Raw genomic sequence first — 23,963 nt, 5'->3', positions numbered from 1 at the left:
CCTGTCATCCTCGCGAATCGGACGTCCTTCATCCTCGCCCATAGGCCAGCCGGCGCAGCAGGGTCTCGCCGGGGCCACGTGCCCCGGCCCGGCGCATCAGCTCGGCCAGCGCCACCGTCGCCGCCCACGTGGCGAGGGCCAGCGCGAGCGTCGCCGTGGCGCCCAGCGTGCCGCCGAGCCCGGCCGTCCAGGGGGACAGCAGCGCCACGAACACCACCGACTGCAGGAGATAGCAGGTCATCGACCGCTGCCCGCAGGCCGCCAGGGCGGTGACGACCGGCCCGCGCCGGGTCCCGATGCGCTGCGCGAGCAGGGCGATCAGCGCGGCGTACCCCAGCCCGCCGGCGATGCCGCTCACCACGTGCAGGGCGTTCAGCGCCGGCACCGCCACGGGCCCGTCCACGACGAGGAACCCCCCGGCGGCCAGCCCCACGGGCAACCCGCCGAGCGCTCCGACCAGCGGCCCCCACACGGCGGCCCGCCGCACGACACGGTCCGGTACGGCCATCAGCTCCCGCCGCCCGGCCCACAGTCCGACGACCGCGGCCGTGACCACGCCCATCAGCCCGAACGGCGTCATCAGCCATTCGACCGGCCGCAGGGCCAGCGCCTCCAGAGGGTCGGCCACGGCGAACGACCAGAAGAACGTCCGCTCGGCCGAGCCCTGCGGCGTGCTGTAGGCCAGCGCCGAGGACACCGCCACGGGGACGAGCCAGCCCGCGGCCAGGATCAGCAGCGTCCGGTCCCGCACCCGCAGCAACCGGACCAGCAGGAGCCCGAGCAGCCCGTACGCCCCGAGCACGTCCCCCGAGAACAGCAGCACGCCATGGGCCGCCCCGAAGACCAGCAACCACAGGCTGCGCCGCTTCAGCACCCGCCGCCCCCCGGCGTCGTCGCGCCGCCGGTTCCAGATCTGCACCATGCCGTAGCCGAACAGCGCGGCGAACATCGGGTACGCCCGCGCGTCCACGAACGTCATGGCCAGGGCCGAGGTCAGGCGGTCGGGCAGGTCGTGCTCGATGACGTGCTGCCTGATGCCGTACGGGCGGTCGTACAGGTAGATGGCCGAGTTGGCCACCGCGATCAGCGCCAGCATGACGCCCCTGGCCAGATCGGGGGCGAGCAGGCGCGCCCGCTCCTCGATCGGCCGCAGCTCCAGGGTGGGAACCACATTTCCTCCTCGCAGACTCGATGGACTCCCACCGAGTCTGCGAGGCGGAGGCGGCCCGCCGAATCGTGCGTCAGGGCTCGATCCGGCCGACCGGACGGACGATGCGGCCGGTCGTCCGATCGGAGGATCCCCTCAGAACACGCCCTCAGCGCCCTCCCTCAGCACCCTCCCTCAGAGCACCCCGACGGCGGGCGCCTCCTGCGGGAACAGGCCGTCGAACACCGCGGCCCGGTCGAAGGACATCGCGCGGGCGCGGGCGCGCAGCTCCAGGTCCTGCCGTTCGGCGGCGGACATGTCGAGAACCACCCGGTCCACGGCCGCGGCCAGGGCGCCGACGTCCCCGGGCGCGACCACGACGGCGGTGTCGCCGACGGCCTCGAGGGTCCCGCCGGTCGGGGTGGTGACGATCGGCCCGCCGCCGGCCAGCATCTTCTCGGCCAGGGCGATGCCGAAGGTCTCGACGAAGTCGGGCTCGGGCTTGGTGGGCAGCGCGTAGGCCGCGCAGCCGCGCATGAGCAGCGTCTTCTCCTGGTCGTCGACGTCGGGGAGGAAGACCACCCGGTCATCCCCCTCGGCCAGCGCGCGCACCTCGTCCAGGGCCGTACCGGTGCCGGCGACGACCAGCCGCACGCTCGACCGGCAGCGCATCCGGCGGTAGGCGAGCACCAGGTCGTGGATGCCCTTGGCCTTGGTCACCCGGGACAGGAACAGGACGTAACCGTCCCGCTCCAGGCCGCGTCGGGCGAGCGCGGCGTCCACCCGCGCCGGCTCCGGGTCGAGGAAGGCGGCGGAGTCGATCGGCGGGTAGCTGACGGTGACGCGGCGCCGGCACTGCTCGGCGAACGTGGTGCCGCAGCGGGCGTCCACCTGCTCGGCCGAGGCGACGATCTCCTCCCGGGTGTACTCGGAGACCGCGACGACCTCGTCGTTGGCCAGGAACGTGGTGAACAGCACCGTCGCGGCCCCGAACCGGCCCTCCCGCAGGCACGACCGGATCACGTTGGTGACGTCGGAGCCGACCGCCTTCGCGACGGTGTGGACGTCGGGCGCGAACCCGGCCGCCCGCGCCGCCGCGACCGCGTCCACGACCACCGCGGTGTGCGGGGCCAGGTACATGGACAGGCAGACCGTGGGCACCAGCTCGGCGAGCAGCTCGACGAGCCGGCCGGTGAGACCGGCCTGATGACGGCCGTCCGGCACGCGGTAGTCGCCGACCGGCTCCGGCCGCTCCACGGTGATCCCCGGGCTGTACGGCAGCAGCCGGTCCAGCGGCTTGAGCGGCAGCCCGGCCGCCCGCAGCGCCGGGATCGGCCAGGTCAGCAGCCGTACGTCGTCGAACCCGCGGGTCAGCGCCACCTCGGCGAGATTGCGGGCCTCGCCGGAGTGGCCGCAGATGACCGGGTCGGCCCTGACCACGATGACGAGACGGCGACGGGGGTGGGTCATCGCGCTACCTCCGGTGTCGGGGGCGGATCGGAAAGGGACGGCGGGCGGATCCCCCGTCCCCACGCCGACGGCTCCGGGCCCAGTCGCAGGTGCAACCGGCCGCCGCGGTGCACGGTGGCGGCGCTCAGGTGGGTCGCGTCCAGGGGTTTGCCGTCGAGCGTCGCCGACTGGACGTACTGTGCCGGCAGGTCCCGGTCGAGGCCGTCGACGCCGATCGGCCGCTCGCGGTGCCCGCTGGTCTCGATCACGAACTCGTTTCCGCCGACCCTGAGCACGGCCCGCTCGAACGCCGGCGCGTTCACCAGGAACAGGTTCTGCCCGGCGATGGGGAACAGCCCCAGCGACGCCCACACGTACCATGAGCTGAGGCCGCCGGAGTCGTCGTTGCCGGGCAGGCCGCCGGGCCCGGTGCCGAACTGCCAGGTCAACGCCGCGTTCACGATCTCGGCCGTACGGTCGGGACGGCCGGCGTAGTGGTAGGCCCACGGCGCCTCCATGTCCGGCTCGTTGTTCAGCCCCTCGAACCGGTTCAGCGCGTAGCCGGCCGCCATCTCCGCCGCCGGCGGGCGCCGGCCGGGCTGCTTCACCGGCGCGGCGCCGAAGCCGAAGAACCGGTCCAGCTTGTCGATGAAGCCCGAGTCGCCGCCGGCCAGGGCGATCCGCGCGGCCATGTCGTGCAGCAGCCGGAACGAGTAGTTCCACTTGCCGCCCTCGTAGAACTCCGAGTCGCGCAGCAGCCCCGTGTCCGGGTCGAAGGCGTTGGACCACTGCAGGCCGCGGTTCTCGAGATCGTCGGCCAGGCGGCGGTCGTTCAGCGACCGGGCCACCTGTGCCGTGCAGTGGTGGGCGTAGGCGAGGTCGAGGGTGTGCGTGATCGGATGCACGAGTCCGTGCTCGAAGAAGTCCTCGCCGTACATGCGGCGCAGGTCGCCGACCATGTGCACGAGCGCCCAGCTCCAGTCCAGGGCCGCCCGGCCGAGCGCGTGGGCGTCCGCCAGCGCGGTGTGCACGAGCGCGCTGGCCTGGCGGAAGAAGCGGTCGGCGCCGCGGGCCATCCGGTAGCCGATGGGGAAGTTGCCCTCCTCCTCGCAGACCCGGATCAGCGACTCCAGCAGGTCCGAGGCCCGGTCGGGGGCGATGGCCGCGAGCAGCGGCAGCTGCGTCTTGTAGATGTCCCACATGGTGCACACGTCGAACGCGAACGGCCCGGGGGTCGGCCAGAACGGGCTCTCGTCGTCGGCGAAGCACGGCTTGATCAGCGCGTGGTAGAGCGCCGTGGCGAGCACGGTACGGCGGGCCGGCGTGCCGCCCTCGACCTGCACCCGGTCGAGGTGCTCGCTCCATCGGGCCCGGGTGCGCGAGCGTACGGTGTCGAACGCCGGCTGGGCGTGGCCGCACTCGCGCTCCAGGTTCTGCCGGGCCTGGTCGCACCCGCGCAGCGAGAACCCGAGCCGCACCTCGATGGTCTGCCCCGGCGTGGTCGGGCCCATGAAGAGCATGCCGAACGGGCGCAACGTGGTGTGCCGGATGCTGTCGAAGTCGAGGCGGGTGCCGCCGTCGATGAGGCGCCGGTCGTACCAGAGCATCTGCCGCCAGCCCGGGCTGTCGACGTCCACGTACACCGAGAGCGGGACGCCTTCCATCACCACCGTGCCCTGGGCCCGGCCGCGCCCCATGCTCTCCACCTGCGCCCGCACCGGCACGGTCTGGCCGAGGTCGATGGCCAGGCCGCCGCAGGACAGGTCGACCACCACGCGGGCGCTGCTGTGCTCCGGGAACGTGTACCGGTGCACGGCGACCTTGGTGCCCACGGTGAGCTCGCAGCGGACCCCCGTGCCCAGGGTGGCCGCGTAGTAGCCCGCCTCCGCCACCTCGTCGTGCAGCGGCCAGGACTCGCCCAGCTCGTCCAGCGACTGCACCATCGGGGTGACCCTCACGTAGTTGTAGTACTTGCGGATCGCGCCGGTGCCGGACTGCTGGAAGTGGGTGAACCCGGACGCCTGCAGTTGCTCGAACATCTCCTCGGGCACGCCCTCGGTGTTCTTCGCGTACCGGCCGTAGCCGGTGGGGTACGCGCCGGAGTAGGCGCAGGCCGACACCATGCCCAGCGGCGACGTGGCACCGGGGTGGGTGTTGCCCACCTGTGGTTTCGGCCACCACCAAGTGGCGGCCAGACCACGAGCCGGAGGCAGGTCGGTCGCCGCTGTGCCGATGAAGGGGTCAACGTTGTCCAGGATGGCGGGAATCTACCCACCGCGATCGCGCCTTAGGTTTCCGCCAGGTGAAATCTCCTCGGGAGCATGGGCGGAGGGCGTGCGCGAGCAAGATGGACAAACCTGTTATACAGGACAGAACCCTGTCATACAGGTTGCAGTAGCGAGGAGACATCAGGTGAGCGCCGAACGCGGATCGACGACCGGCACCGACTACGACGTGGTGCTGGTCGGGGGCGGGATCATGAGCGCCACCCTCGCCGTGCTGCTGCGCCGCGCGCAGCCGGACTGGTCGATCCTCGTGCTGGAACGGCTGGACGGGCTCGGCCTGGAGAGCTCGTCGGCCTGGAACAACGCGGGCACCGGCCACGCCGGGCTCTGCGAGTTCAACTACACCCCGCTCGGCGGCGACGGCTCGATCGACGTCGGCAGCGCCATCGCCGTCAACGAGCAGTTCCAGCTGTCCCGGCAGCTCTGGGCGGGGCTGGTCGAGGAGGGCACGCTCGGCGACCCGGCCGGCTTCATCCGCTCGGTCCCCCACTTCGGTTTCGCCCACGGCGCCGCCGGGGTGGAGCACCTGCGCCTGCGGCACGAGGCGCTGCGCGGGCACCCGCTGTTCGACGGGATGGAGTTCACCCGCGACCGGGACGTCATGGCGCGCTGGCTTCCGCTGATGTTCGACCGCCGTCCCGGTGGCGGGCACGTCGCCGTCTGCCGCACGCATGGCGGCACCGACGTCGACTACGGGGTGCTCACCCGCCGGCTCTTCGACGCCCTCGCGCGCGACGGCGTCGAGGTGCGGACCGGCCACGAGGTGCGCACCCTCTCCCGTGACCACCGGTCCTGGCGGCTGCGGGTGCGCGATCTGGAAGGGGCCCGCGATTACGGCGTGCGCGGCTCGTTTGTGTTCCTCGGGGCGGGCGGCGGGACACTGCCGCTGCTCCAGAGCGCAGGGGTGCGGCAGACCCGGGGGTACGGCGGCTTCCCCATCAGCGGGCAGTTCCTCCGTACGGACCGGCCCGAGCTGCTCGCCCGTCACCACGCGAAGGTCTACGGCCACGCGGAGCCCGGCGCGCCGTCGCTGTCGGTGCCGCACCTCGACACCCGCGTCGTGGACGGCCGCGGCTACCTCATGTTCGGCCCCTTCGCCGCGTTCTCGCCGCGCTTCCTCAAGCGGGGCCGCCGCTCCGACCTGCCCCGGTCGGTCACCCCGTGGAACGCCGGGACGCTCCTGGGCGCGGCCCGCGACAACCTCGACCTGCTGCGCTACCTCGTCGGCCAGCTGGCGCAGACCCACCGCGGCCGGATGCGCGCGCTGCGCCGGTTCGTCCCGGACGCGCGGCCGGGTGACTGGGAGCTCGTCACCGCCGGCCAGCGGGTGCAGGTGGTCAAGCGGGTGGACGGCCGTGGCTCGATCGCCGGGTTCGGCACCGAAGTCGTCACCTCCGGTGGCCTCGCCGCCCTGCTCGGCGCCTCCCCGGGCGCCTCCGCCTCGGCCTCGATCATGCTGGACGTGCTCGAACGCGCCTTCCCCGAGCGCGTGCCGGCCTGGCGCGGGGCGCTCCGGACCCTGGTCCCCACGTACGGCACCCGCCTGTCCGAGCACCCGGACCTGCTCCAGGAGGTCACGCGACGCAGCGCCCTCGCGCTGGGCCTGGCGGAGAGCACGCGCGGAGCCGTCCGTGGCTGACGATCACACCCCCAGCCTCGCCGACCGGGTGGAGGGCGAGCTCCGGCGCGCCATCGGGGACGGAACCTGGCAGCCCGGCGACCTCATGCCCGCCGAAGGCGACCTCGCCGGCCGGTACGAGGTCAGCCGCACCGTCGTACGCGAGGCCATTTCTCGGCTGCGTGCCGCGGGGCTGGTGGAGACCCGGCGCGGACGCGGATCGTTCGTGCTGGCCAGGCCGGCGGCGCAGGACTTCACGCACTCCATGGGCACCGTACGGAGCCTGGACGACCGGCTTCACCTGCTCGAGCTGCGCCGTGGCATCGAGGTGGAGGCCGCGGCGCTGGCCGCCGCCCGCGCCACGCCCGCCGCCCTGGCCGCCGTCGACGCCGCGCTGCGCCGGATGGCCACGGTCCGGGGCAGCGCCAGCGACGCGGTGGAGGCCGACTTCGCCTTCCACCGCGCCATCGCCGTCGCCACCGGCAACCGCTTCTACCTCGACCTGCTCGACACGCTCGGCGCCGCCGCGATCACCCGGCCGTACGCGGGGACCGAGCACGACCCCGGCCACCTGGACCAGGTGCTCGGCGAGCACCGCAAGATCCGGGACCAGATCTCGGCCGGGGACCCCCTGGGCGCGGCCGCGGCCATGCGCACCCACCTCGACGCGTCCAGGACCCGGCTGACCCTCAGAGCCTGATGCGGGCCGCGACCGGCAGGTGGTCGCTGCCGGTCGCGGGCAGCGTCCAGGTCGCGACGGGCGTCGCGGCGCGGGTCATGACGTGGTCGATCCGGGCGAGGGGGAACGCGGCGGGCCAGCTGAAGCCGAACCCCGCCACGGCCGGGGTCATCCGGGAGGTGACCGGCGCCAGGCCACGGTCGTCGAGGGTGGCGTTGAGGTCGCCCAGCAGGACGATCCTGTCCAGCGGCTCGGCGGCGAGGGCCGCGCCCAGCGCGGCGGCGCTCTCGTCCCGCCACCGGGTGCCGAAGCCGTCCGGCAGCCGGATCCGGACCGAGGGCAGGTGGGCGACGTACACGGCCAGGTCACCGGACGGCGTCCGCACGGTGGCCCGCATCCCCCGGTTCCAGTCCCCGGTGACCCCCTCCGGCCTGATGCGCACCGGCCGGGAGTCCGTCAGGGGATGTCTGGACCAGAGCCCGACGGTGCCCACGACCACGTGGTGGGGATGGCCGGGGGCGAGGGCCGCCTCGTAGACGGGCCGGGCGGCGGGCATCACCTCCTCCAGGGCGATGAGGTCGGCCCCGGCCCCGGTCAGGGCTCGCGCGGTGCCCGCCGGATCGGGATTCTCCTCGCCGACGTTGTGCTGGAGCACGGTCAGGTCGTGGGCCGCCCCGCCGTCGGCGGGCGACAGCCGCGCGCCGAAGACGGCGGCCCAGACCGCCACCGGCAGCACCAGGGACACCATCGCGATCGCCGAGCGGCGCAGCAGCGCCAGGACCAGCAGCACCGGAACCGCCAGGCCGACCCAGGGCAGGAACGTCTCCAGCAGGCTCCCGAGGCTCCCCACGGCGTTGGGCACGGCTCGGGGGAACGCCGGCAGCCCGGCCACCAGCACGGCGAGCGCCGCGAGAACCCGCCCGTGCCGCCACGGCGAGTCACCCCCGCGAGCCCGCCGATCTTCGATGCTCATACGCCCGACCGTACGGCTCACCGCCCGCCCCCACCGAACCCCGGCGAAGAGCCCGTTACGTGAACGTTACGGGGAGGATCATGCCTCAGTTTCCACTCATAGCCGCTTGACCTGCGATTCCTCCTGTAACGACCTGAATTGGCGGCCGTTCGGGGATTTCTTCCGGGTTATTGACGTAATTTGCGCGACTTCGGCAGACTCTGCGCAGCGGCACGGCGCCCCAGCCGCTCAGCGGGAGCGGGCCCGGCAGGCGTCGATTGCAGGAGGACGTGACAGATGGCTGATTCTGAGAACGGGTTGCACGTGAACCGGCGGTCGTTGCTGACCGGTGCGGCCGGTTTCTTGGGAGCGGCGGCGCTTCCCATGGCCGCCGCCCAGGCGGCGCAGGCGGCGCCCGCCGAGGCCGCGGCGAAGCGGCGCTACCCGCCGAACTGGCCCGAGCCGGAGCCCTACGGCCTCGCCGACACCCGGCTGGACCTGTGGCCGCGCGAGGACAACTCCTTCATCCTCCCGCTCGAGTTGCGCCCCCGTGACGAGGCGCTCGGCCGGGTCTGGATGCGGGACACCTACGTCAACTGCTTCGTCGTCAACGGCCGCCCGGTCTATGTCGCCACCGGCACCACGCGGGTGCCCGGCCTCGAAGCCGCCGCCCCGTGGAACGACGGCATCTTCGTGTGGGTGTCCCCGTCCCTGCGGGGGCCGTGGCGGCTGGCCGACACCACCGGCATCCGGCCCGGCGCCGAGAAGGGCAAGGTGTGGTCGCCGGAGTTCGTGGGCGAGAACCGGCCGGGACGCACGGTCGTGGCCCCGTGGCAGGAGTACTGGACCGACGACCGGTTCGGCAAGCGGGGCGAGGCCTGGGCCCCGGAGGTGCACTACTTCCGCGGCAAGTGGTACATCGTGGCGTGCATGGGCGACCACTCCCAGAAGGTCGGCTCGTTCATGCTGGTGAGCGAGGGCGGGGTCGAGGGCCCGTACCGGCTGGTGGAGGGCAACCTCGACAAGCCCTTCGGCGAGTCCTTCATCGGCGGGCCCGCCTTCATCAAGCCGGGCGCCTACCACCACATCGACGGCAGCCTCTACGCCGAGGGCGATGACGCCTGGCTGGTGCTGCACAACCACCTGTACGCGAAGTTCCGGGACGACATGGAGGACATCGTCCCGACGACCGACCTGCCCACGTTCCAGCAGGTGCCGTACGCACCCGAGCCGTACCTCGAAGGCGCGTACGTGTTCAAGCACGGCGGCAAGTACTACCTCCTGCACGCCGCGTGGAACCGTTCCTCGACCGACCCCGACGGCACCACGCGATACGCCTACGCCACGCCCGGCGCCGGCCGCGTGCAGTACCAGTACGACGCGGTCGTCGCCGTCGCGGACAGTTTCGAGGGCCCCTATTCCAGGCGGTGGACCGCGGGTGTCGGCGCCGGCCACAACAACTTCTTCGCCGATCGCAGCGGCCAGGTGTGGGCGACGTTCTTCCGCAACCCCAACTTCGGCTACTGGTCCGACCCGTCGCGCATCGGCGACGCCGCGGTGGCCGGTGTCGTACGGGTGGAATGGACCGGCCCCGAGGGCAACCGCCTGTACGTCCAGCGCCGCAACCACGGGCACACGGTCAACGACTGACCGTCGGGGACGGCCGCCCGCAAGGGCTCCGGCCTCGTCGCCTCCGAGCCCCCGCCGCCTCCTCCGGCAGAGCGCGCCCTGAAGCCGGACGGCACCCCTTGTGTCCGTATGATTGCTGAAAGTAATGAAACGGACACAGGTCATGGGGGTGGCCGTGACGAGGTCGCGCCGGCCCGCGGCGGATGACTGGCAGGCGCTCCGGAGACGCGTACGCGGGCCGGTGCTCCTGCCCGGCGACCCCGGCTACGAGCAGGCGCGGCGGATCGCCGATCCCCGGTTCGGCTTGGTCCGGCCGCTCGGGGTGGTGCGGTGCGCCGACCCCCGGGACGTGCGCGAGGCGGTGCTGTTCGCGCGCCGGCACCGGCTGCGGCCGCACCCCCGCTCCGGCGGCCACGGCTACGCCGGCTACTCGACCGGACCCGGGCTGGTCATCGACGTCTCCCCGATGTCCGGGGTCACGGTGGACCAGGACGTCGCCCGGGTGGGAGCGGGGGCCAGGGCGGGCGAGGTGGCACGGGTACTCGACCGGCACGACCGCCTGCTGCCCCTGGGCACGTGCCCGGACGTCGGCATCGCGGGGCTGACGCTGGGCGGCGGCATCGGGACGGTCGGCCGCGCCTACGGGCTGACGATGGACCACCTGCTCCAGGCGGAGGTGGTGCTCGCCGACGGCCGCATGGAGACGTGCGGCCCGGACGCCCACGCGGACCTGTTCTTCGCGCTGCGCGGCGCGGGGACGGCCGGGTTCGGGATCGTCACGTCGCTGGTGTTCGGCACCCATCCGGCTCCCGACGTGCACACGTTCCTGCTCGAATGGCCCTGGAGCCCGGACCTGGTGGCGGCGTGGCAGGACTGGGCGCTGACCGTGCCCGACCGCATGTTCACCCAGCTCGTCCTGCGGCCCGGCCCCGGGCAGGCCGTCGTGGCGGCCGTGTGGTGCGGCCCGAGGCGGGAGGCCGCGCACCTGCTGGTGGGCCTGACCCGGGCCATGGGGACCGGCCCGGCCGGGGTCAGGGCGCACTCGTCCCGGTATCCGGAGGCGACCGAGCTCCTGTGGTGCTTCTCCCGGGAGGGCATGGCCGGGGCGTCCGGGCCCTGTTTCCAGGCCGACCACCTGCTCGACCGGCCGCTGCCCCCGGAGGCGGTGGGCGTACTGACACGAGCGCTGGCCCGCGGCGCCGAGCCCGAGGGCGGCGGGCGGCGGGACTGCGTGATCGAGTTGCAGGGCGGGGCGCTCGGCCGCGCCGAGGGGACGGCCTGGGCGCACCGCGACTGCCGGTTCGGCATGTGGGTCCGCGCCTGGGCGGACGCCCGCACGGGTCTCGGCGCGACGCTGGCGGCGCGCGACTGGACCGCCCGGCTGTGGCACGACCTGCGGCCGTGGGCGACGGGGCAGGCGTACCAGAACCACGTCTCCGCACGCCAGCCCGACTGGGCACGCGCCTACTACGGCGAGCACCTCGATCGCCTGCGCACGGTCAAGGCCCGCTACGACCCCGGCGACCTCTTCCACTTCCCGCACGCCATCCGTCCCCCGCGACCCGCCTGACCGGCCGGCGTCAGCGCGTGCCCGCCACCTGGGCCTCCTTCTTGCGCGCCCGGTACGCAGCCGCCTTGATCTTGTTGCCGCACGACTCCATGCCGCACCACTCCCGCCGCCCGCCCCGCGACCGGTCGATGAAGACCTTGGTGCACTCGGGGTTGGCGCACTCCTTCATCAGCGGCACGTCCGGCCCGCTGAGCAGCTCGACGGCATGCCGGGCCACGGTGGACAGCGCCTGGGCCGGGGTCGCCTCGACCCACCGCCCCTCGGCCGTCAGCTGCGGCGCCGCCGCGGGCTCGCGGGCGGCCTCGTTCACCAGGGCGAGCGCCTCGCCGTCATATCCGTCACCGGCCAGCCGGGCGGTGACCAGCGCGTAGATCGCCTCCCGAACCGCCACGGCCCGGGCCAGATCCGTGTCCCGGCAGGGGGAGACGGCGTCGACGAGGCCGGACTCCAGGTACCAGGCGTCGAGCCGGTCGGGGGCGTCGAGCGTCTCGAAGCGCTCCGTGCGGCGCGCCCGGAGCGTGCAGGCGAGGTCGAGCGCGGGGTTGCCGCAAAGGAACACATGCTTCACATCACCAGTTTGACAGGTGATGCGAAGCCCGCGCAATCGCCGGGACCGCCGCTCAGCTGGTGACCAGCGTGAGCCCGAAGGCCGACAGGGGCTCCGCGACCGGCTGGAAGTACGTGGTGCCGCCGGTTGAGCAGTTGCCGGAGCCGCCGGAGGTCATGCCCTGGGCCTGGTCCCCGGACAGGAACGGCGCACCCGACGTCCCCGGCTCCGCGCACACGCTGGTGCGCACCAGGCCGGTGACGGTGCCGCCGGGGTAGACGACGGTGACGTTGCGCTGCTGGAGGATGCCGCAGTGCCAGCCGGTGGCCGGGGTGGCCTGGCAGACGGACGACCCCACCGGGGCCGGCGCCGCGCCGCGTACGGGGCGTTCGGCGCCGAGGCCGACCACGGTGCCGCGTGGGGTCCAGCCCGGGTGGAGCGACACCCAGGCGTAGTCGTCGCCCGGGTAGGAGGATGCCTCAAAGACGCCGATCGGGGTGCCTCCGTAGCCGGTCAGGGCGACGTCTCCCCGCTGGCCGCAGTGCCCGGCGGTGAGGAACCCGCCGGTGGTGCCGCGCCGTACCGTGAAGCCGACGATGCAGCGCCCCTTGCCCTGGACGACGAAGGTGTCGCCGCCGCGGATGTCGGCGTACGGGACGGGGCGGGCGGCCGAGGTCCGCACGCGTACGACGGAGGGGTCGGCCTTGCTGCCGGAGACGAAGGCGGCGCCGCTCGCCTGGTCGGCGGCCAGCACCACGACGTCGTTGGCGGGCTCGTCCACGTACCAGCCGTGCACCCCGGGGCCGGCCCGATGCGCGGCCCGATCGAGGAGGTCCCGCGTGGCTTCGAGCGCGGCGAGCGGCCGGGCGACGACCCTGGGCCGGGCTCCCGAGGCGGCAATGGCCGGTGCGTCGGCCGCGTCGGCGGTGGCGACGACGAACGATCCGTCCGCCGCCAGCCAGGCGCCGCCGAAGCGGGGCCCGAGCAGACCGCGCAGGGCCGGCTCCGCCCGGCGGGCGCGCTCCTCGGCGACCAGGCGGGAGGCGGCCTGCTCGGCGGTGAGCCCGAGATCGCGCCGCATGGCCCGCACCATCTCGGGGGATGCGGCGGGGACGGGTGCGGCGCGGACGGGCGTGCCGGTGAGGACGAGCGTGGCGGCCACCGCGGCGGCGACCGAGCGGAAGGACTTCATGCGGACCTCCTGAGCCAAGCCCTGCCGCCACCGTAAGCCGGACGGCCGCCCCGCCGGACCTACCATTTGCCCCCGGGTCACGGTGATATGGGGGGCGGACGCCCGCCCGCCGCGACCCGAATGGTTACGGTAGGTGCATGACCGCTCACAATGCTTCGGCTTCCGGCTCCGAGACAACGGGGTCGGCGGCGGCGCGGGCGGCGATGTTCGGCGCCCTGATCTCCGCGAGCCACACCTCCACGCTGGAGCAGATCCCGGAGCTGGTCTCCGAGCACGCCCGCCGGGTGGGGTTGCGCGAGGTGCTGATCTACCTGGCGGACCTGCAACAGGAGGTGCTCTCCCCGCTGGTCTCCCAGCCGGCCCCCGCCGGGACGCCCGAGCGGGACGAGATCGGCATCGAGGGGACGGTGGCGGGCCGGGCGTTCCAGCACGGGAAGATCCTGCCGGCCACGGTGCGCGACCCGGAGCAGTGGTGGGTGCCGCTGGTGGACGGCACCGACCGGCTGGGCGTCCTGCGGATCGCGGTTCCCGCGGTGGATCCCGAGGTGCTGCTGGACATGGAGCGCCTGGCCGGGCTGGTGGCCCTGCTGGTGGTCTCCAAGCGCCCGCTGAGCGACACCTACGCCAGGCTGGTACGGCGCCGGCGGATGAGCGTGTCGGCGGAGATGGAGTGGCGGCTCATGCCGCAGCGCACGTTCGCCACCGACCGGCTGGTGATCAGCGCGGTGATGGAGCCCGCGTACGACGTCAGCGGCGACGTGTACGACTACGCGTTCGAGGGCCGTACCGCACACCTGGCGATATTCGACGCGATGGGACACGACACCGCGGCCGGCCTGACCGCCAACCTCGCGCTGACGACCCTGCGCAACAGCCGCCACGAGGGCGACGGGCTCGCCCTGGGGGCGGCCAAGATCGACGAGGCTCTCACGGGGCAGTTCGGCGGCGAGCGGTTCGCCACCGGCGTCATCGCCAAGCTGGACATCCCCAGCGGTGACCTGGCCTGGGTCAACTGCGGCCACCATCCGCCGGTCATCGTCCGCAGACGCGCCACCATCGAGCTGGAGTGCCCGCCCGGCTCGCCGACCGGCACCGGCCTGCACCTGCCGGTGACCGTGTGCCACGCGCAGCTGCAACCCGGCGACCGGCTCCTGCTCTACACCGACGGCATCACCGAAGCGCGTAACCAGCACGGTGAGGAGTTCGGCATGGAGCGGTTCACCGACTTCCTCATCCGGCACCAGGCCGACGAGCTCCCGGTGCCCGAGACGTTGCGCCGCCTGATCCACCACCACCTCGACTACCACGAACGCCGGCTCCGCGACGACGCCACCGTCGTGCTCGTCGAATGGCCCGGCTCCCCCTATTCCCGGAGGGAGACCGAGGCGCTGACCGGCCTCCCCCCGGAGCACGACGGTGCACCGTCCGGTGGCTACTGCGGCGGCGATTCGGCCTCCGGCAGGGATTCCTCGGGGTCGGGCGCGGATGGGCGCATCATCGACGGGTCGGCGTAGGCCAGGTAGCCGTACTCCGCGTGGTGCGTGGCCCGTCGCAGCTCCTCCTCCTGCCGCCCCAGGTCACGAAGCCGCTGCTCGGCCAGCTCCCGTGCCTCGGGATGGCCGGTGGCGATCGCCTCGCGGTACAGGCACCGCGCCAGCTCGCCGTCCCCCCGGCGCTCCTCCAGCAACGCGAGGTTGTAGATCGTGAGGGGCGCCTCTTCGGGGTGGCCGCTGGCGATCGCCGCGCGGTACCAGTGGCGCGCCTGCTCCGGATCCCCTCGGTCCGCTTCGAGCGCGCCGAGGTTGCGCATCGCCTTGGGCGCCTCCTCGGCATGCCCCGTGGCGATCGCCCGGCGGAACCAGCGCCGCGCCTGTTCGAGGTCGTTCCACCGCTCCGCCAGCCACCCGAGGGTCCGCATCGCGGCGGGCGCCTCGTCGGCGTGCCCGGTGGCGACCGCCGCGCGGTACCAGCGCCTGGCCTCTCCGATGTCCTCCTGGGCATTGGCCAGCACTGCGAGGCTGATCATCGCCTTGGGCGCCTCCTCGGCATGCCCCGTGGCGACCGCCTCGCGATACCAGTGCCGCGCCTCTTCGAGCTGCCCGTCCTTCCACTCGAGCACTGCGAGGTTGCGCATCGCTACGGGTGCCTCGTCGGCGTGCCTGGTGGCGATCGCCTCCCGATACCGGCGCCGCGCCTCCCCGAGATCGCCCTGCTGCTCTTCCAGCCACCCGAGGTTGACCAGCGCGTTGGGTGCGTGGTCGCGATGGCCGGTGGCGATCGCCTCATGGGACCAAAGGCGAGCGGCGTCGAACTCAGCCTGCTCCATCAGCAAGAGGGCGAGATGGACCATGGCCCAGGGGGCGTGGTCGCGGTGCCCGGTGGCGATCGCCTCGCCGAACCAGTGCCGGGCCTGATCGAGATCGCCCTGCTGCTTCTCCAGCAGCCCGAGGCTGCACTTCGCCCGTGACGCATGCTCGGGATGGCCGTCGGCGATCGCCTCGCGGTACCAGTGGCGGGCCTCATCGAAATTGCCGTGCTGCTTCTCCATCAGGCCGAGCTCGTACATCGCCTCCGGCGCGTAGTGATCGTGCTCCGTCTCGATCGTCCTGACGAACCAGCGTCGCGCCTGATCGATCTCACCGGTCTCCTTCAACCGGAAGCTGAGCCGGCAGAGGATCGCCGGGTCGAGCCCGGTGGTGTCGGTGTGGTCCAGCAACCTGCATGCCGCCGGATACGCCTCCCGCTCCACGGCGAGGTAGCCGACGTCGCGGCGCTGATCCCCCTCGAAGTACCGGTCGACGTAGTCCCACAGGGCGTCGTGGACGGGCCAGCGGGCCGGATCCGACGTCTCGTCGGCGATGGCGGTCAGCAGCGGGTGCGGGGCGTAGAAACGGCCCGGGCCGGAGGACTTCCGCTGGATCAGGCGAGGCCGGCGGCTGCCGGTGGCCATGGCCCACTTCAGGGCCGGGCGGTAGCCGGTCACGGGCACCGGAGCGCCGGGCGGCAGGCCGGCGATCTCGCGCCGGTAGCCCTGGAACAGGTGGTCCAGGATGTCGCCGGTGAGCAGGCGCCAGGTGTCCAGGCGCAGGCGGTACCAGTCGGCGACCGCGCGCAGCAACGCCACCCGGTCGGTGGCCTGCTCCCCGTCGCGGTTCAGGGCGTCGCGGATCTCCTCCCAGGAGACCATGAGCCGCCCCATCAGCACGTCGTGCCCCTCAGCGAGGACCGGGCGAAGGTCCGCGTAGGCGTCGGCGGCCACCAGCGCGCCGCGCTCGCCCGGCGTGATCGCCCGCAGCTCGGCCCGCACCGCGTACCGGTCGAGGAAGTCGGCCACCACCTGCCGCAGCGCGGTGCCGTCGGCGAGGGTGACCGCCAGCCACAGGCGCGGCGGGAGGTCCTCGGGCGAGGTCGCCGCCAGCTCGTTGACGCGGTGCTCCGGCAGGCCCTCCAGCCAGAGCACCGCGCCGCCGCCGTCATCGGCGTGGCGGGCGGCGTGTTCGATCATCCGGCTGATCGGCTGGCGGGGATCGTCGTGGTAGGCCACCATCCGGTAGCGGCCGGGCAGGTGGGTCAGCACCGCGTGCGCCAGCGCGGCGGTGGTGCCGGCCAGCCGTGGCCCGCGTACGACGAGGAGGCGCCGGCCGTCGCCGCCGGTGAGCGCCGCCGCCAGCACGCCGTCGATCTCGCGCGGGATGTACGGGGCGGCCCGGCCGTCCGTGGCGAAGCGGCTGGCGTGCACCCCGAGGTCGCGCGGGGTCACCTGGTCCAGGGGCTTGGGCTTGCCGTCGGGGCCGGCGAGGGCGGGCCACAACACCGGAGCGTCACCCTCGCCCCGCGCGACCGCGATCCTGTGGGTGACCACCGCGGCCACCCCGGCCAGCACCAGGTCCCCGGCCAGCCACCACCAGGCCCACTGACCGTCGTTGAGCACCTGGTTGGTCGCGACCCCGATCGCCACCACCAGGACCGCGGAGGCGGCGTCCAGCACCCACACCCGGCGCCTCATCGGCCGCCGCCCGCCGCCGCCCGCCCGTCATCCAGCCGTACGTACGCCATCAGCTCACGAGTCAGTAACTGAACCGGCACACACCGATATCGCAAACGATCATCCGGCCGCTACCGATCCGCCCCGAGGCCCTGCCCGGCGAGGCGGATTGCGACGTTCCGCTTTCAACCCGCTAATACTTGTCCGCAGAACCCGAATTCTGCCCGGACAAAATGCCGCCAACCCCATTTGTCCTGTGCCTTTATTCACAGATTTCTCGCGCATTCGGAGTATTGGCGAAGACCGGTGGCGCATTTACGTTGTGATCGCTTTGTTCCTCCGCCAACGGGGTGATCATGGGATCCACACGCAAGAGCATCACCGTCCTGGCAGGCGCTCTCATCGTGGCGTCGGCAGGGCAGACACTCGACCCGGGCCAGGCCGCGGCGAGCGCCTGCCCGGTGACCACCGACCAGTGGCAGGCCATCGACCTGGGCGTGGCCGGCTCCGCGCTCGACATCAACGACCAGGGGCAGATCACCGGCTGGACGAGGAACGTGCTCGGCCGCCCCCAGGCGATGGTCTGGGACGACGGCCAGGTCATCGACGTGGGCACGCTCGGCGGCCCCACGAGCGGCGCCTCGGCCATCGACGAGGACGGCCGGGTCGTCGGCAACAGCTACACGACCGAGGAAAAGGGACACGCCTTCCTGTGGCACGACGGGGTCATTCAGGATCTGGGCAGCTTCGGCGGGTACACCTCGCCCAAGGACGTCAGTCAGAGCGTCGTCGTCGGGGAATATGTCTCCACGCGGCCCGATGGCGTCCTGCGTACCAGGGCGTTCAAATTCGAGAACGGCGTGAAGACGGACCTGAATGTCGTCACGGGCAGCAGCGCCGTGGACGTCAACACGGCCGGTCAGATCGCCGGCACCCATCGCCGTACGGAGACGCCGGGCCTGCCCGCGAACCAGCAGACGCAGCGCGCCTTCCTCTGGGCGAACGGCGCCGTCACGGAGCTCGGCACGCTGGGCGGCATCTGGAGCCAGGCCACCGGCCTCAACAACGGCGGCCAGGTCGTCGGCCAGTCGGCGCTGGGCGCGGACGGCGTGCTCCAGGCCGGGTTCGTGTGGAGCAGCGCGACGGGCATGAGCCGCGTCGAGGACGGCGGCGGCCTGGCCCGGCCGACGGCCATCAACGACGACGGCGTGGTCGTCGGAACCCACGCCTGCGACCCGGCCGGCACCGCGCACCCGGCGGTGTGGACCGACCCCGCCCAGGCGCCGGTCCGGCTGCCGGACCCGGCGGGAGGCACGGCGACGGCCGTCAACGCCATCAACCTCGGGGGCGAGATCGTGGGAGCGGCGACGTACCCCGGCAACGAGCAGCGCGTCGTGCTCTGGAAGCCGCAGACCCCCGGCTGACCGCGACACCCTCGCCCCGGAGAACGACCGGGGCGGGGTCGCTCGGCCGGCGGTCTCGTCGGTCTCGTGGTCATGCCAGGGTCCGTCAGAAGCCGGACGATTCACCCCAGACCCTGCCATAGCTATGGTTTCCTCCGGGCGCAAACGACGTGCCACGGCCCGTACACATGATCGTCACCAGTCCGGTCCACGCTTCTCGATGTCAGTCAAGGAGGCACGGATGCGTTGGCTCACGTCGCTCGGATCAGCGATGCTCGTCCTGTTCACTTACGTCATCCCCGCGTCGGCATCGCCCGGCGGCACGCTGACGGTCGCCTCACCGGCCGTACGCAGCGGGGAGCCGATCACGGCGACGTACACCACCCCGACCCCCGACCCGACCAACTGGCTCGGCCTCTACACCGACCCCGGCAACGGCCCGGTGGACGAGAAGTTCGTCGGCCCCTCGCTGCGCTGGACCTACATCACCGGCGGAAGCGGTGCGGCCACGCTGCCGACCGACGGGCTGGAGCCGGGCAACTACATCGTCTTCGCCCTGGCGAAGGACGGCTACCAGTGGCTCGCCACACCGGTGAAGGTACGAATCATGAGCAACGCCCCGCTGCACTTCATCACCGACGCCTTCGGCCTGCGCAACGCCCGCGCCCTCGAACCGTACGAGGCGACGGTGGGCGGCCTGGTCCGCGGGGACACCGACGGCCTCACCTTCCGCAAGATCGCCGGGCCGCAGTGGGCCACCGTGTCGGCCGACGGGAAGGTCACCGGGACGCCGCGCGTACGCGACTCGCTGCGCCCGGAGCCGCTGCGCGTCGAGGCCCGCAACGCGCGCGCCGAGACGAGCACGGCCACGATCGGCATCGACGTCCGCCGGCCCGGCGAGGACCTGGTGCCCGAGCTCAAGGCGATGAGCTTCAACCTGTGGCACGGCGGCAGCCAGGTCGACGGCGGCCGGGAGAAGGAGCTGCGGTTCCTGCTCCGGTCCGACGTGGACGTCGTGGGTCTCCAGGAGACCTCGGCCGCCTCCACCCGCGAGCTGGCCGAAGCGCTGGGCTGGGACTACCACCAGGCGGGCACCGACCTGGGCGTGATCAGCCGGTACCCGATCACCGAGCGCAAGGCGCCCGTGGACGGCGGCCCGCTGTCGGTGGCGACGAAGGTCCGGGTGCGGATCGGCGAGCGCCAGGACGTGGTGGTGTGGAACGTCCACCTCGGCTACACCCCGTACGGCCCCTACGACGCGTGCTTCGGCAAGATGACCCAGGAAGAGCTGCTGGCCAACGAGGAGCGCTCCGGCCGCACGCCCCAGATCGAGGCTGTGTTGCAGGAGATGCGCCCGGACCTGGCCGCGGCAGGGCGCACGCCGGTGCTGCTGACGGGCGACTTCAACGCCCCGTCCCACCTTGACTGGACCGCGGCCACGCGCCGGTGCGGCTACACCACGGTCCCGTGGCCGACCTCGGTGCTGCCCGCGCAGGCGGGGCTGCGGGACTCCTACCGGGTGGCGAACCCTGACTCGGTGTCCGCGCCGGGGATCACCTGGTCGCCGATCTATCCGGTGTTCACCGGCGGCTACGGCCACGACTCGCACAAGGGCGAGCCCGAGCCGCAGGACCGGATCGACTTCGTCTACTACGCGGGCCCGCTGCGGGTGACCGGCTCCGAGGCCGTGGTCGAGGGCACGCCGACGGCCGTACCCGACCACCGGGGCAACGACTGGACCTCCGACCACGCCGCCGTGCTCACCACGTTCCGCCCCTCCTGACCACGTCTCCCCGGTCAGGTCGCCAGGGCCGGCAGGCGCCCCGATGCGGCACGGGCCCGTCGGGGCGTACCGGGCCGGGCGGTCAGCCGGTGGGGACGGTCCGGCGGACGTAGGAGACGAGGTGGTCGATCTCCGCGAAGCCGGCGGCCTCGAACAGAGGCCAGGTGGGGGTGCCGGCCACGTACAGGATCGTCTCTGACGCGCCATGGTCGCGGAGGAGGCGATCCGCCTCCTGGAGCAGATCGTGCTCCAGCGTCTCGTCGGCCTGGCACGCGTCCGCGCCGAACCACCACAGGATCCCGAGACCTCCCACGGGCTCCTGGACGACGAGCTCAGCCGAGCAGCCGTCGCCCCGGGCCTTGAGCCACCATCCGGGCGGCGTCTCGCTCCTGACCACCTCCACCAGCGGGGATGCCGTGGCATCAGGGTCGCGCGGCATGGTGCGGCGCAGGTATCGCCAGGTGTTCCGCCCCGTGAAGCCGGCGTGCTCCAGCACCTTCGTGGTGATCGGCCGGCGGCCCACCGGCAGCGCGGCGACCCCCAGTCCGACCGCGGCGGTGAAGGCGTGGACGACGGTCCTGGCGTCGAGTTCGCGCAGGGCGTGGCCGACGAGCTCGTCCACCACGTCGAGGATCTCCCGCCCGTGCAACCACAGGATCTGCCCGCTGCCGTCGTCCCGGTGCACCGTGTGGGAGACCGCACCCATGACGCGGCCGTCCGGATCGACCAGGACGTCGGTTCTGGGGTGTTCGAGATCGGCCCAGGGAACGGGGTCACGACGGGACGTTCCGGCCATGGCCTCGTCGAGCTCGGCGGGCGTGCAGGCCGGCTGGCCGGGCAGGCGGTCCGCGTCGATCAGCGCGAGCACGGCTTCCCCGTCGGAGTCGCGGTAGCGGCGCATCCTCGTGCCCCCTGCGGAGGAGGCCGGACGGCAGTTGGTGAGGATCTCGTGCGCGGACAGCGTGTTGCCCGTACGGGCGGCGCTTCTCATCGCGGCGGTCGCCACGGGGACGGCGGTGTCCGGTGGGATCACCAGGAGCAGGAATCCGTCCTCGTTGCCGCGGATCATCCTGATCGTGTTGGGGGTCGCCGACAGGCCGCTGATGCGCAGGAATCGTCCATCGACGAACAGGTGGAGCGGGACCTCGTCCCATGCCGCCACGTCGAGCCGGACCCGGAGGATCGGGCCGAGCCGGTCCTGCAGGAGGCGGATGAGAGCGGGAAGTTCGTGGTGGAGGTCGGTGGAGTACGGCCACCAGGCCCCGTCGAGCGTTCCATCCCTGGTCAGCGTGGGCTCCAGGAACACCCGGGCCGGCTGGAGAGCGATGGGTATGACCGATGGCTGGTGGTTCGGCATCTCGTGTGCCGCCTGTCTCCGGCGTGAAGGGGCCGGCTGGGCCTGAGGCGACGCCGACGCGGCTGCCGGCGTGCAAAATATCCCAGGTGAATTCAGCCTACGCCGCCCGATCCGTCCCATGGGGCCTCGGGGGGCGCGGCGCGCCTGCCCGCCCGGCGCGAGGGATCGCCCGGACATGGGTCAGGCCCGCACCCCCGGAGGGATGCGGGCCCGATCTCATGCCACGCGCCGGTGTCAGGCGGTGACGATGTTCTCCGCCTGCGGGCCCTTCTGGCCCTGCACGACGTCGAAGGAAACCTTCTGCCCCTCGACCAGCTCACGGTAGCCGCCGTTGGCGACGATGTTGGAGTAGTGAGCGAAGACGTCGGCGCCGCCGTCGTCCTGCGCGATGAAGCCGAAGCCCTTTTCCGAGTTGAACCACTTCACGGTTCCAGTAGCCATGTCTATCTCCTTCAGATACGTGCATAAGCACAGGGTTCGCACCGTGCGAAACCCGTGTCGCCCGCGATGAGCCCATCCGGAAATGACCGGCAAACAAAAAGCGCCCAGAAGATTGTAATCTCCCAGGCGCACACGAAGTCTTTATGGGTACCACAACTGCAACTCCTTCAGCCTAGCACACCCTCGCAGCGAACCGCGACATGAGACCCACAGGCGGACCCTGGAGGGGTAGTCTGGGGCTACCGAGGACACTTCGTGCGTTGGCATTCGGGTTGGCGTCGCCCACGGCGAAAGACAGCATGTGGCCCCGCAGGGGTCTGGACGGGCGGGCGATCATGGCGCCGGCATCTCGCATCCACCACAAGCCGCCACGTGTCCTCCATGCTCCATTCCGGGCTCCATTCCGGGCTCCATTCCGTGGTGCGGCTCAGCCACCACCCTCAGAGGCTCAGGCACCACCTTCAGGCGCGAGGCACGCGACCCCGATCCGCATGCGGGCAGGCGCGTTCGACACCCACATGCCCGATCCTGTCGCCGCCCCGGCTTCCACTCCTACGATCGGAGCATCCATGACGATCCTTGGCGCTACGCCTCCCAGCATGGTCGAGCCATGCACCACCGTTCACCTGTCCGGCGAGATCGACATCTTCACCAGCAAGGCTCTGCGCACCCGGTTGATGGACGAGTTGGACCGGAGCCGCGAGTTCCTCGTCCTGGACGTGTCAGGCCTGGCGTTCAGCGACGTCTCCGGGCTGGCCGTGCTGGTCGGGGTGCAACGTCGCGCGCGATCCATGGGCATCACCGTCGTCCTGACCGCGCCGTCCCCCCGCATGTCCACGATGCTGCGCATCACCGGGCTGGGCAGAGGCTTCTTGATAGAAGGGTGACGAACACCCGGCCGGATCGCAGGTCCGCGCTGTACGCTGCTGCTGGCGACGACGTGTTCCCCCCGCCGTCCCGGCTCGGGAGCCCGATGTCATCCCACGTCAACGGTCGCTTTACTAGGAGATAGGGCGCATACTTGCACTAATGAGGCCTACTCAAGCCGCGTCCCGGCGCCGACTCCCCGGAAGCCCCTTCAACGTCCCCGAAGCCCCTCCGCCTCCTGTCGAGCAGTACGAGGTGCGAGACCAGGTGAGCCACGACAAATACGGCCTCGGCCGGGTCATCGCCGTGGAGCAGAACCTTGCGATTCTCGTCGACTTCGGCTCGGAGACGTACCGCATCGTCGCACCTTACGCGAAGCTCGTGAAGCTGTGACGATCGCGCCCCTACCCCGCCGACCGGCACTCTGATGCGGTCCGGCACGTAAGCGAGCAACGAGGAGGAACTGCCGGCGAAGTCGAGGTCACCCCTTCATTCCTCCTCCTTTCGCCCCGTTCGCGGGTGACGGTGAACGACGGCACGCAGGCCGCACGGGCCGCCGTCGCCCCCCATACGGGCCAGGTGGAGCTCAGCGCAGGGTTCGCCGCCAGTGCTCGGCCGACTCGGCCATGTCATGGGCGAGCACCTGGAACACCTGACTCGTGGTGCGCAGCCGGGCGCCGGCCGGGCTGTTGTCCCCGAGCAGTTCGGCGCCTTCCTGGGAGAAGTCCCGCCACATGGTCATCGACTGGATGCTGGCCTGCCACGTCCGGTACCAGATGTGGTCGTCGACCAGGTAGCGCTCACGGCGGCCGTCGCGCTCGCGCCTGATCAGGCCGCGCGCCGCCAGCCAGCCGACGGCCTTGGAGATGGAGGCCGGGCTCACCTGCAGCAGCGCGGCGAGCTCCGCGGCCGTGCAGCTTCCCGCGTCGGCGGTGAACAGCGTGGCGAGCACCCTGGCCACCATCGCGGGCACGCCGGTCTGGATCATCATGCCGGCGAAGCGCCGCTCGAAGTCGCGCACCGCCTCCGGGTCACGGCCCCGGCCGCCGGCGGCCGGGG

Annotated in this window: 19 protein-coding genes; 9 read left to right on the top strand and 10 right to left on the bottom strand. The window is 72.4% G+C overall.

Features of this window, described 5'->3' with window-relative positions; genetic code table 11:
* Window positions 1-28: 28 nt before the first annotated feature.
* The 3 genes from AB0J69_RS52505 to AB0J69_RS52495 all read right to left on the bottom strand — a co-directional run bounded on the left by AB0J69_RS52505 (window position 29) and on the right by AB0J69_RS52495 (window position 4,851).
* Entirely contained in the window at window positions 29-1,171 is a 1,143-nt protein-coding gene (locus AB0J69_RS52505; RefSeq protein ID WP_364134629.1) for a DUF418 domain-containing protein, read from the bottom strand.
* 171 nt (window positions 1,172-1,342) lie between these two features.
* Window positions 1,343-2,617, bottom strand: coding sequence for a glycosyltransferase (locus AB0J69_RS52500; RefSeq protein ID WP_364134626.1), 1,275 nt, complete (start codon window positions 2,615-2,617; stop codon window positions 1,343-1,345).
* Window positions 2,614-4,851, bottom strand: coding sequence for a glycoside hydrolase domain-containing protein (locus tag AB0J69_RS52495; protein WP_364134691.1), 2,238 nt, complete (start codon window positions 4,849-4,851; stop codon window positions 2,614-2,616). The genes AB0J69_RS52500 and AB0J69_RS52495 overlap by 4 nt, the downstream gene beginning before the upstream one ends.
* Window positions 4,852-5,008: 157 nt before the next feature.
* On the opposite strand from AB0J69_RS52495, the gene mqo reads away from it, so the two are divergent.
* Together mqo and AB0J69_RS52485 are read left to right on the top strand one after the other, a co-directional pair.
* Window positions 5,009-6,520, top strand: coding sequence for a malate dehydrogenase (quinone) (gene mqo / locus AB0J69_RS52490; protein WP_364134623.1), 1,512 nt, complete (start codon window positions 5,009-5,011; stop codon window positions 6,518-6,520).
* Window positions 6,513-7,199 carry a FadR/GntR family transcriptional regulator gene (locus tag AB0J69_RS52485; RefSeq protein WP_364134620.1) on the top strand — a complete coding sequence of 229 codons (687 nt, stop codon included), beginning with the start codon at window positions 6,513-6,515 and terminating at the stop codon, window positions 7,197-7,199. The genes mqo and AB0J69_RS52485 overlap by 8 nt, the downstream gene beginning before the upstream one ends.
* Here AB0J69_RS52485 and AB0J69_RS52480 read toward each other — a convergent pair.
* On the bottom strand, window positions 7,189-8,151 hold the full coding sequence (locus AB0J69_RS52480; protein WP_364134617.1) for an endonuclease/exonuclease/phosphatase family protein: 963 nt from the start codon (window positions 8,149-8,151) through the stop codon (window positions 7,189-7,191). The genes AB0J69_RS52485 and AB0J69_RS52480 overlap by 11 nt on opposite strands.
* Window positions 8,152-8,427: 276 nt before the next feature.
* On the opposite strand from AB0J69_RS52480, the gene AB0J69_RS52475 reads away from it, so the two are divergent.
* Window positions 8,428-9,780, top strand: coding sequence for a family 43 glycosylhydrolase (locus AB0J69_RS52475; protein WP_364134614.1), 1,353 nt, complete (start codon window positions 8,428-8,430; stop codon window positions 9,778-9,780).
* Between the two features lie 124 nt (window positions 9,781-9,904).
* Complete coding sequence (locus tag AB0J69_RS52470) at window positions 9,905-11,329, top strand: FAD-binding protein (RefSeq protein ID WP_364134612.1); 1,425 nt, start codon at window positions 9,905-9,907, stop codon at window positions 11,327-11,329.
* A 10-nt stretch (window positions 11,330-11,339) separates the two neighbouring features.
* Here the strand turns inward: AB0J69_RS52470 and AB0J69_RS52465 are convergent, their stop codons facing one another.
* Complete coding sequence (locus AB0J69_RS52465) at window positions 11,340-11,897, bottom strand: ABATE domain-containing protein (RefSeq protein ID WP_364134609.1); 558 nt, start codon at window positions 11,895-11,897, stop codon at window positions 11,340-11,342.
* Window positions 11,898-11,949: 52 nt separating this feature from the next.
* Complete coding sequence (locus tag AB0J69_RS52460; RefSeq protein ID WP_364134606.1) at window positions 11,950-13,068, bottom strand: S1 family peptidase; 1,119 nt, start codon at window positions 13,066-13,068, stop codon at window positions 11,950-11,952.
* A gap of 137 nt (window positions 13,069-13,205) precedes the next feature.
* Between AB0J69_RS52460 and AB0J69_RS52455 the strand changes: the two genes are divergently transcribed.
* Entirely contained in the window at window positions 13,206-14,582 is a 1,377-nt protein-coding gene (locus AB0J69_RS52455; RefSeq protein ID WP_364134604.1) for a PP2C family protein-serine/threonine phosphatase, read from the top strand.
* Here the strand turns inward: AB0J69_RS52455 and AB0J69_RS52450 are convergent.
* Window positions 14,501-17,074, bottom strand: coding sequence for a tetratricopeptide repeat protein (locus tag AB0J69_RS52450; protein WP_364134601.1), 2,574 nt, complete (start codon window positions 17,072-17,074; stop codon window positions 14,501-14,503). The genes AB0J69_RS52455 and AB0J69_RS52450 overlap by 82 nt on opposite strands.
* Before the next feature lie 335 nt (window positions 17,075-17,409).
* Here AB0J69_RS52450 and AB0J69_RS52445 point away from each other — a divergent pair, with 335 nt between their 5' ends.
* Complete coding sequence (locus AB0J69_RS52445; RefSeq protein WP_364134598.1) at window positions 17,410-18,477, top strand: hypothetical protein; 1,068 nt, start codon at window positions 17,410-17,412, stop codon at window positions 18,475-18,477.
* A gap of 220 nt (window positions 18,478-18,697) precedes the next feature.
* Window positions 18,698-20,239, top strand: coding sequence for an endonuclease/exonuclease/phosphatase family protein (locus AB0J69_RS52440; protein ID WP_364134595.1), 1,542 nt, complete (start codon window positions 18,698-18,700; stop codon window positions 20,237-20,239).
* 82 nt (window positions 20,240-20,321) lie between these two features.
* On the opposite strand, the gene AB0J69_RS52435 is transcribed toward AB0J69_RS52440, so the two are convergent.
* Window positions 20,322-21,545 carry a DUF5994 family protein gene (locus tag AB0J69_RS52435; RefSeq protein ID WP_364134592.1) on the bottom strand — a complete coding sequence of 408 codons (1,224 nt, stop codon included), beginning with the start codon at window positions 21,543-21,545 and terminating at the stop codon, window positions 20,322-20,324.
* Window positions 21,546-21,830: 285 nt separating this feature from the next.
* Window positions 21,831-22,037, bottom strand: coding sequence for a cold-shock protein (locus tag AB0J69_RS52430; protein ID WP_364134589.1), 207 nt, complete (start codon window positions 22,035-22,037; stop codon window positions 21,831-21,833).
* Between the two features lie 599 nt (window positions 22,038-22,636).
* On the opposite strand from AB0J69_RS52430, the gene AB0J69_RS52425 reads away from it, so the two are divergent.
* Window positions 22,637-22,924: an STAS domain-containing protein gene (locus tag AB0J69_RS52425; RefSeq protein WP_364134586.1), complete on the top strand. Its 288-nt coding sequence runs from the start codon at window positions 22,637-22,639 to the stop codon at window positions 22,922-22,924.
* A gap of 247 nt (window positions 22,925-23,171) precedes the next feature.
* Complete coding sequence (locus AB0J69_RS52420) at window positions 23,172-23,297, top strand: hypothetical protein (RefSeq protein ID WP_364134583.1); 126 nt, start codon at window positions 23,172-23,174, stop codon at window positions 23,295-23,297.
* 193 nt (window positions 23,298-23,490) lie between these two features.
* Here the strand turns inward: AB0J69_RS52420 and AB0J69_RS52415 are convergent.
* Window positions 23,491-23,963: helix-turn-helix domain-containing protein (locus AB0J69_RS52415; RefSeq protein WP_364134580.1), on the bottom strand; the 473-nt coding region annotated here is incomplete at its 5' end.

This window comes from Nonomuraea sp. NPDC049709 (assembly GCF_040674815.1).
Taxonomy (GTDB): domain Bacteria; phylum Actinomycetota; class Actinomycetes; order Streptosporangiales; family Streptosporangiaceae; genus Nonomuraea.
Note: the sequence above shows the minus strand (reverse complement) of the source record. Positions and strands in the feature narration are given on the sequence as shown.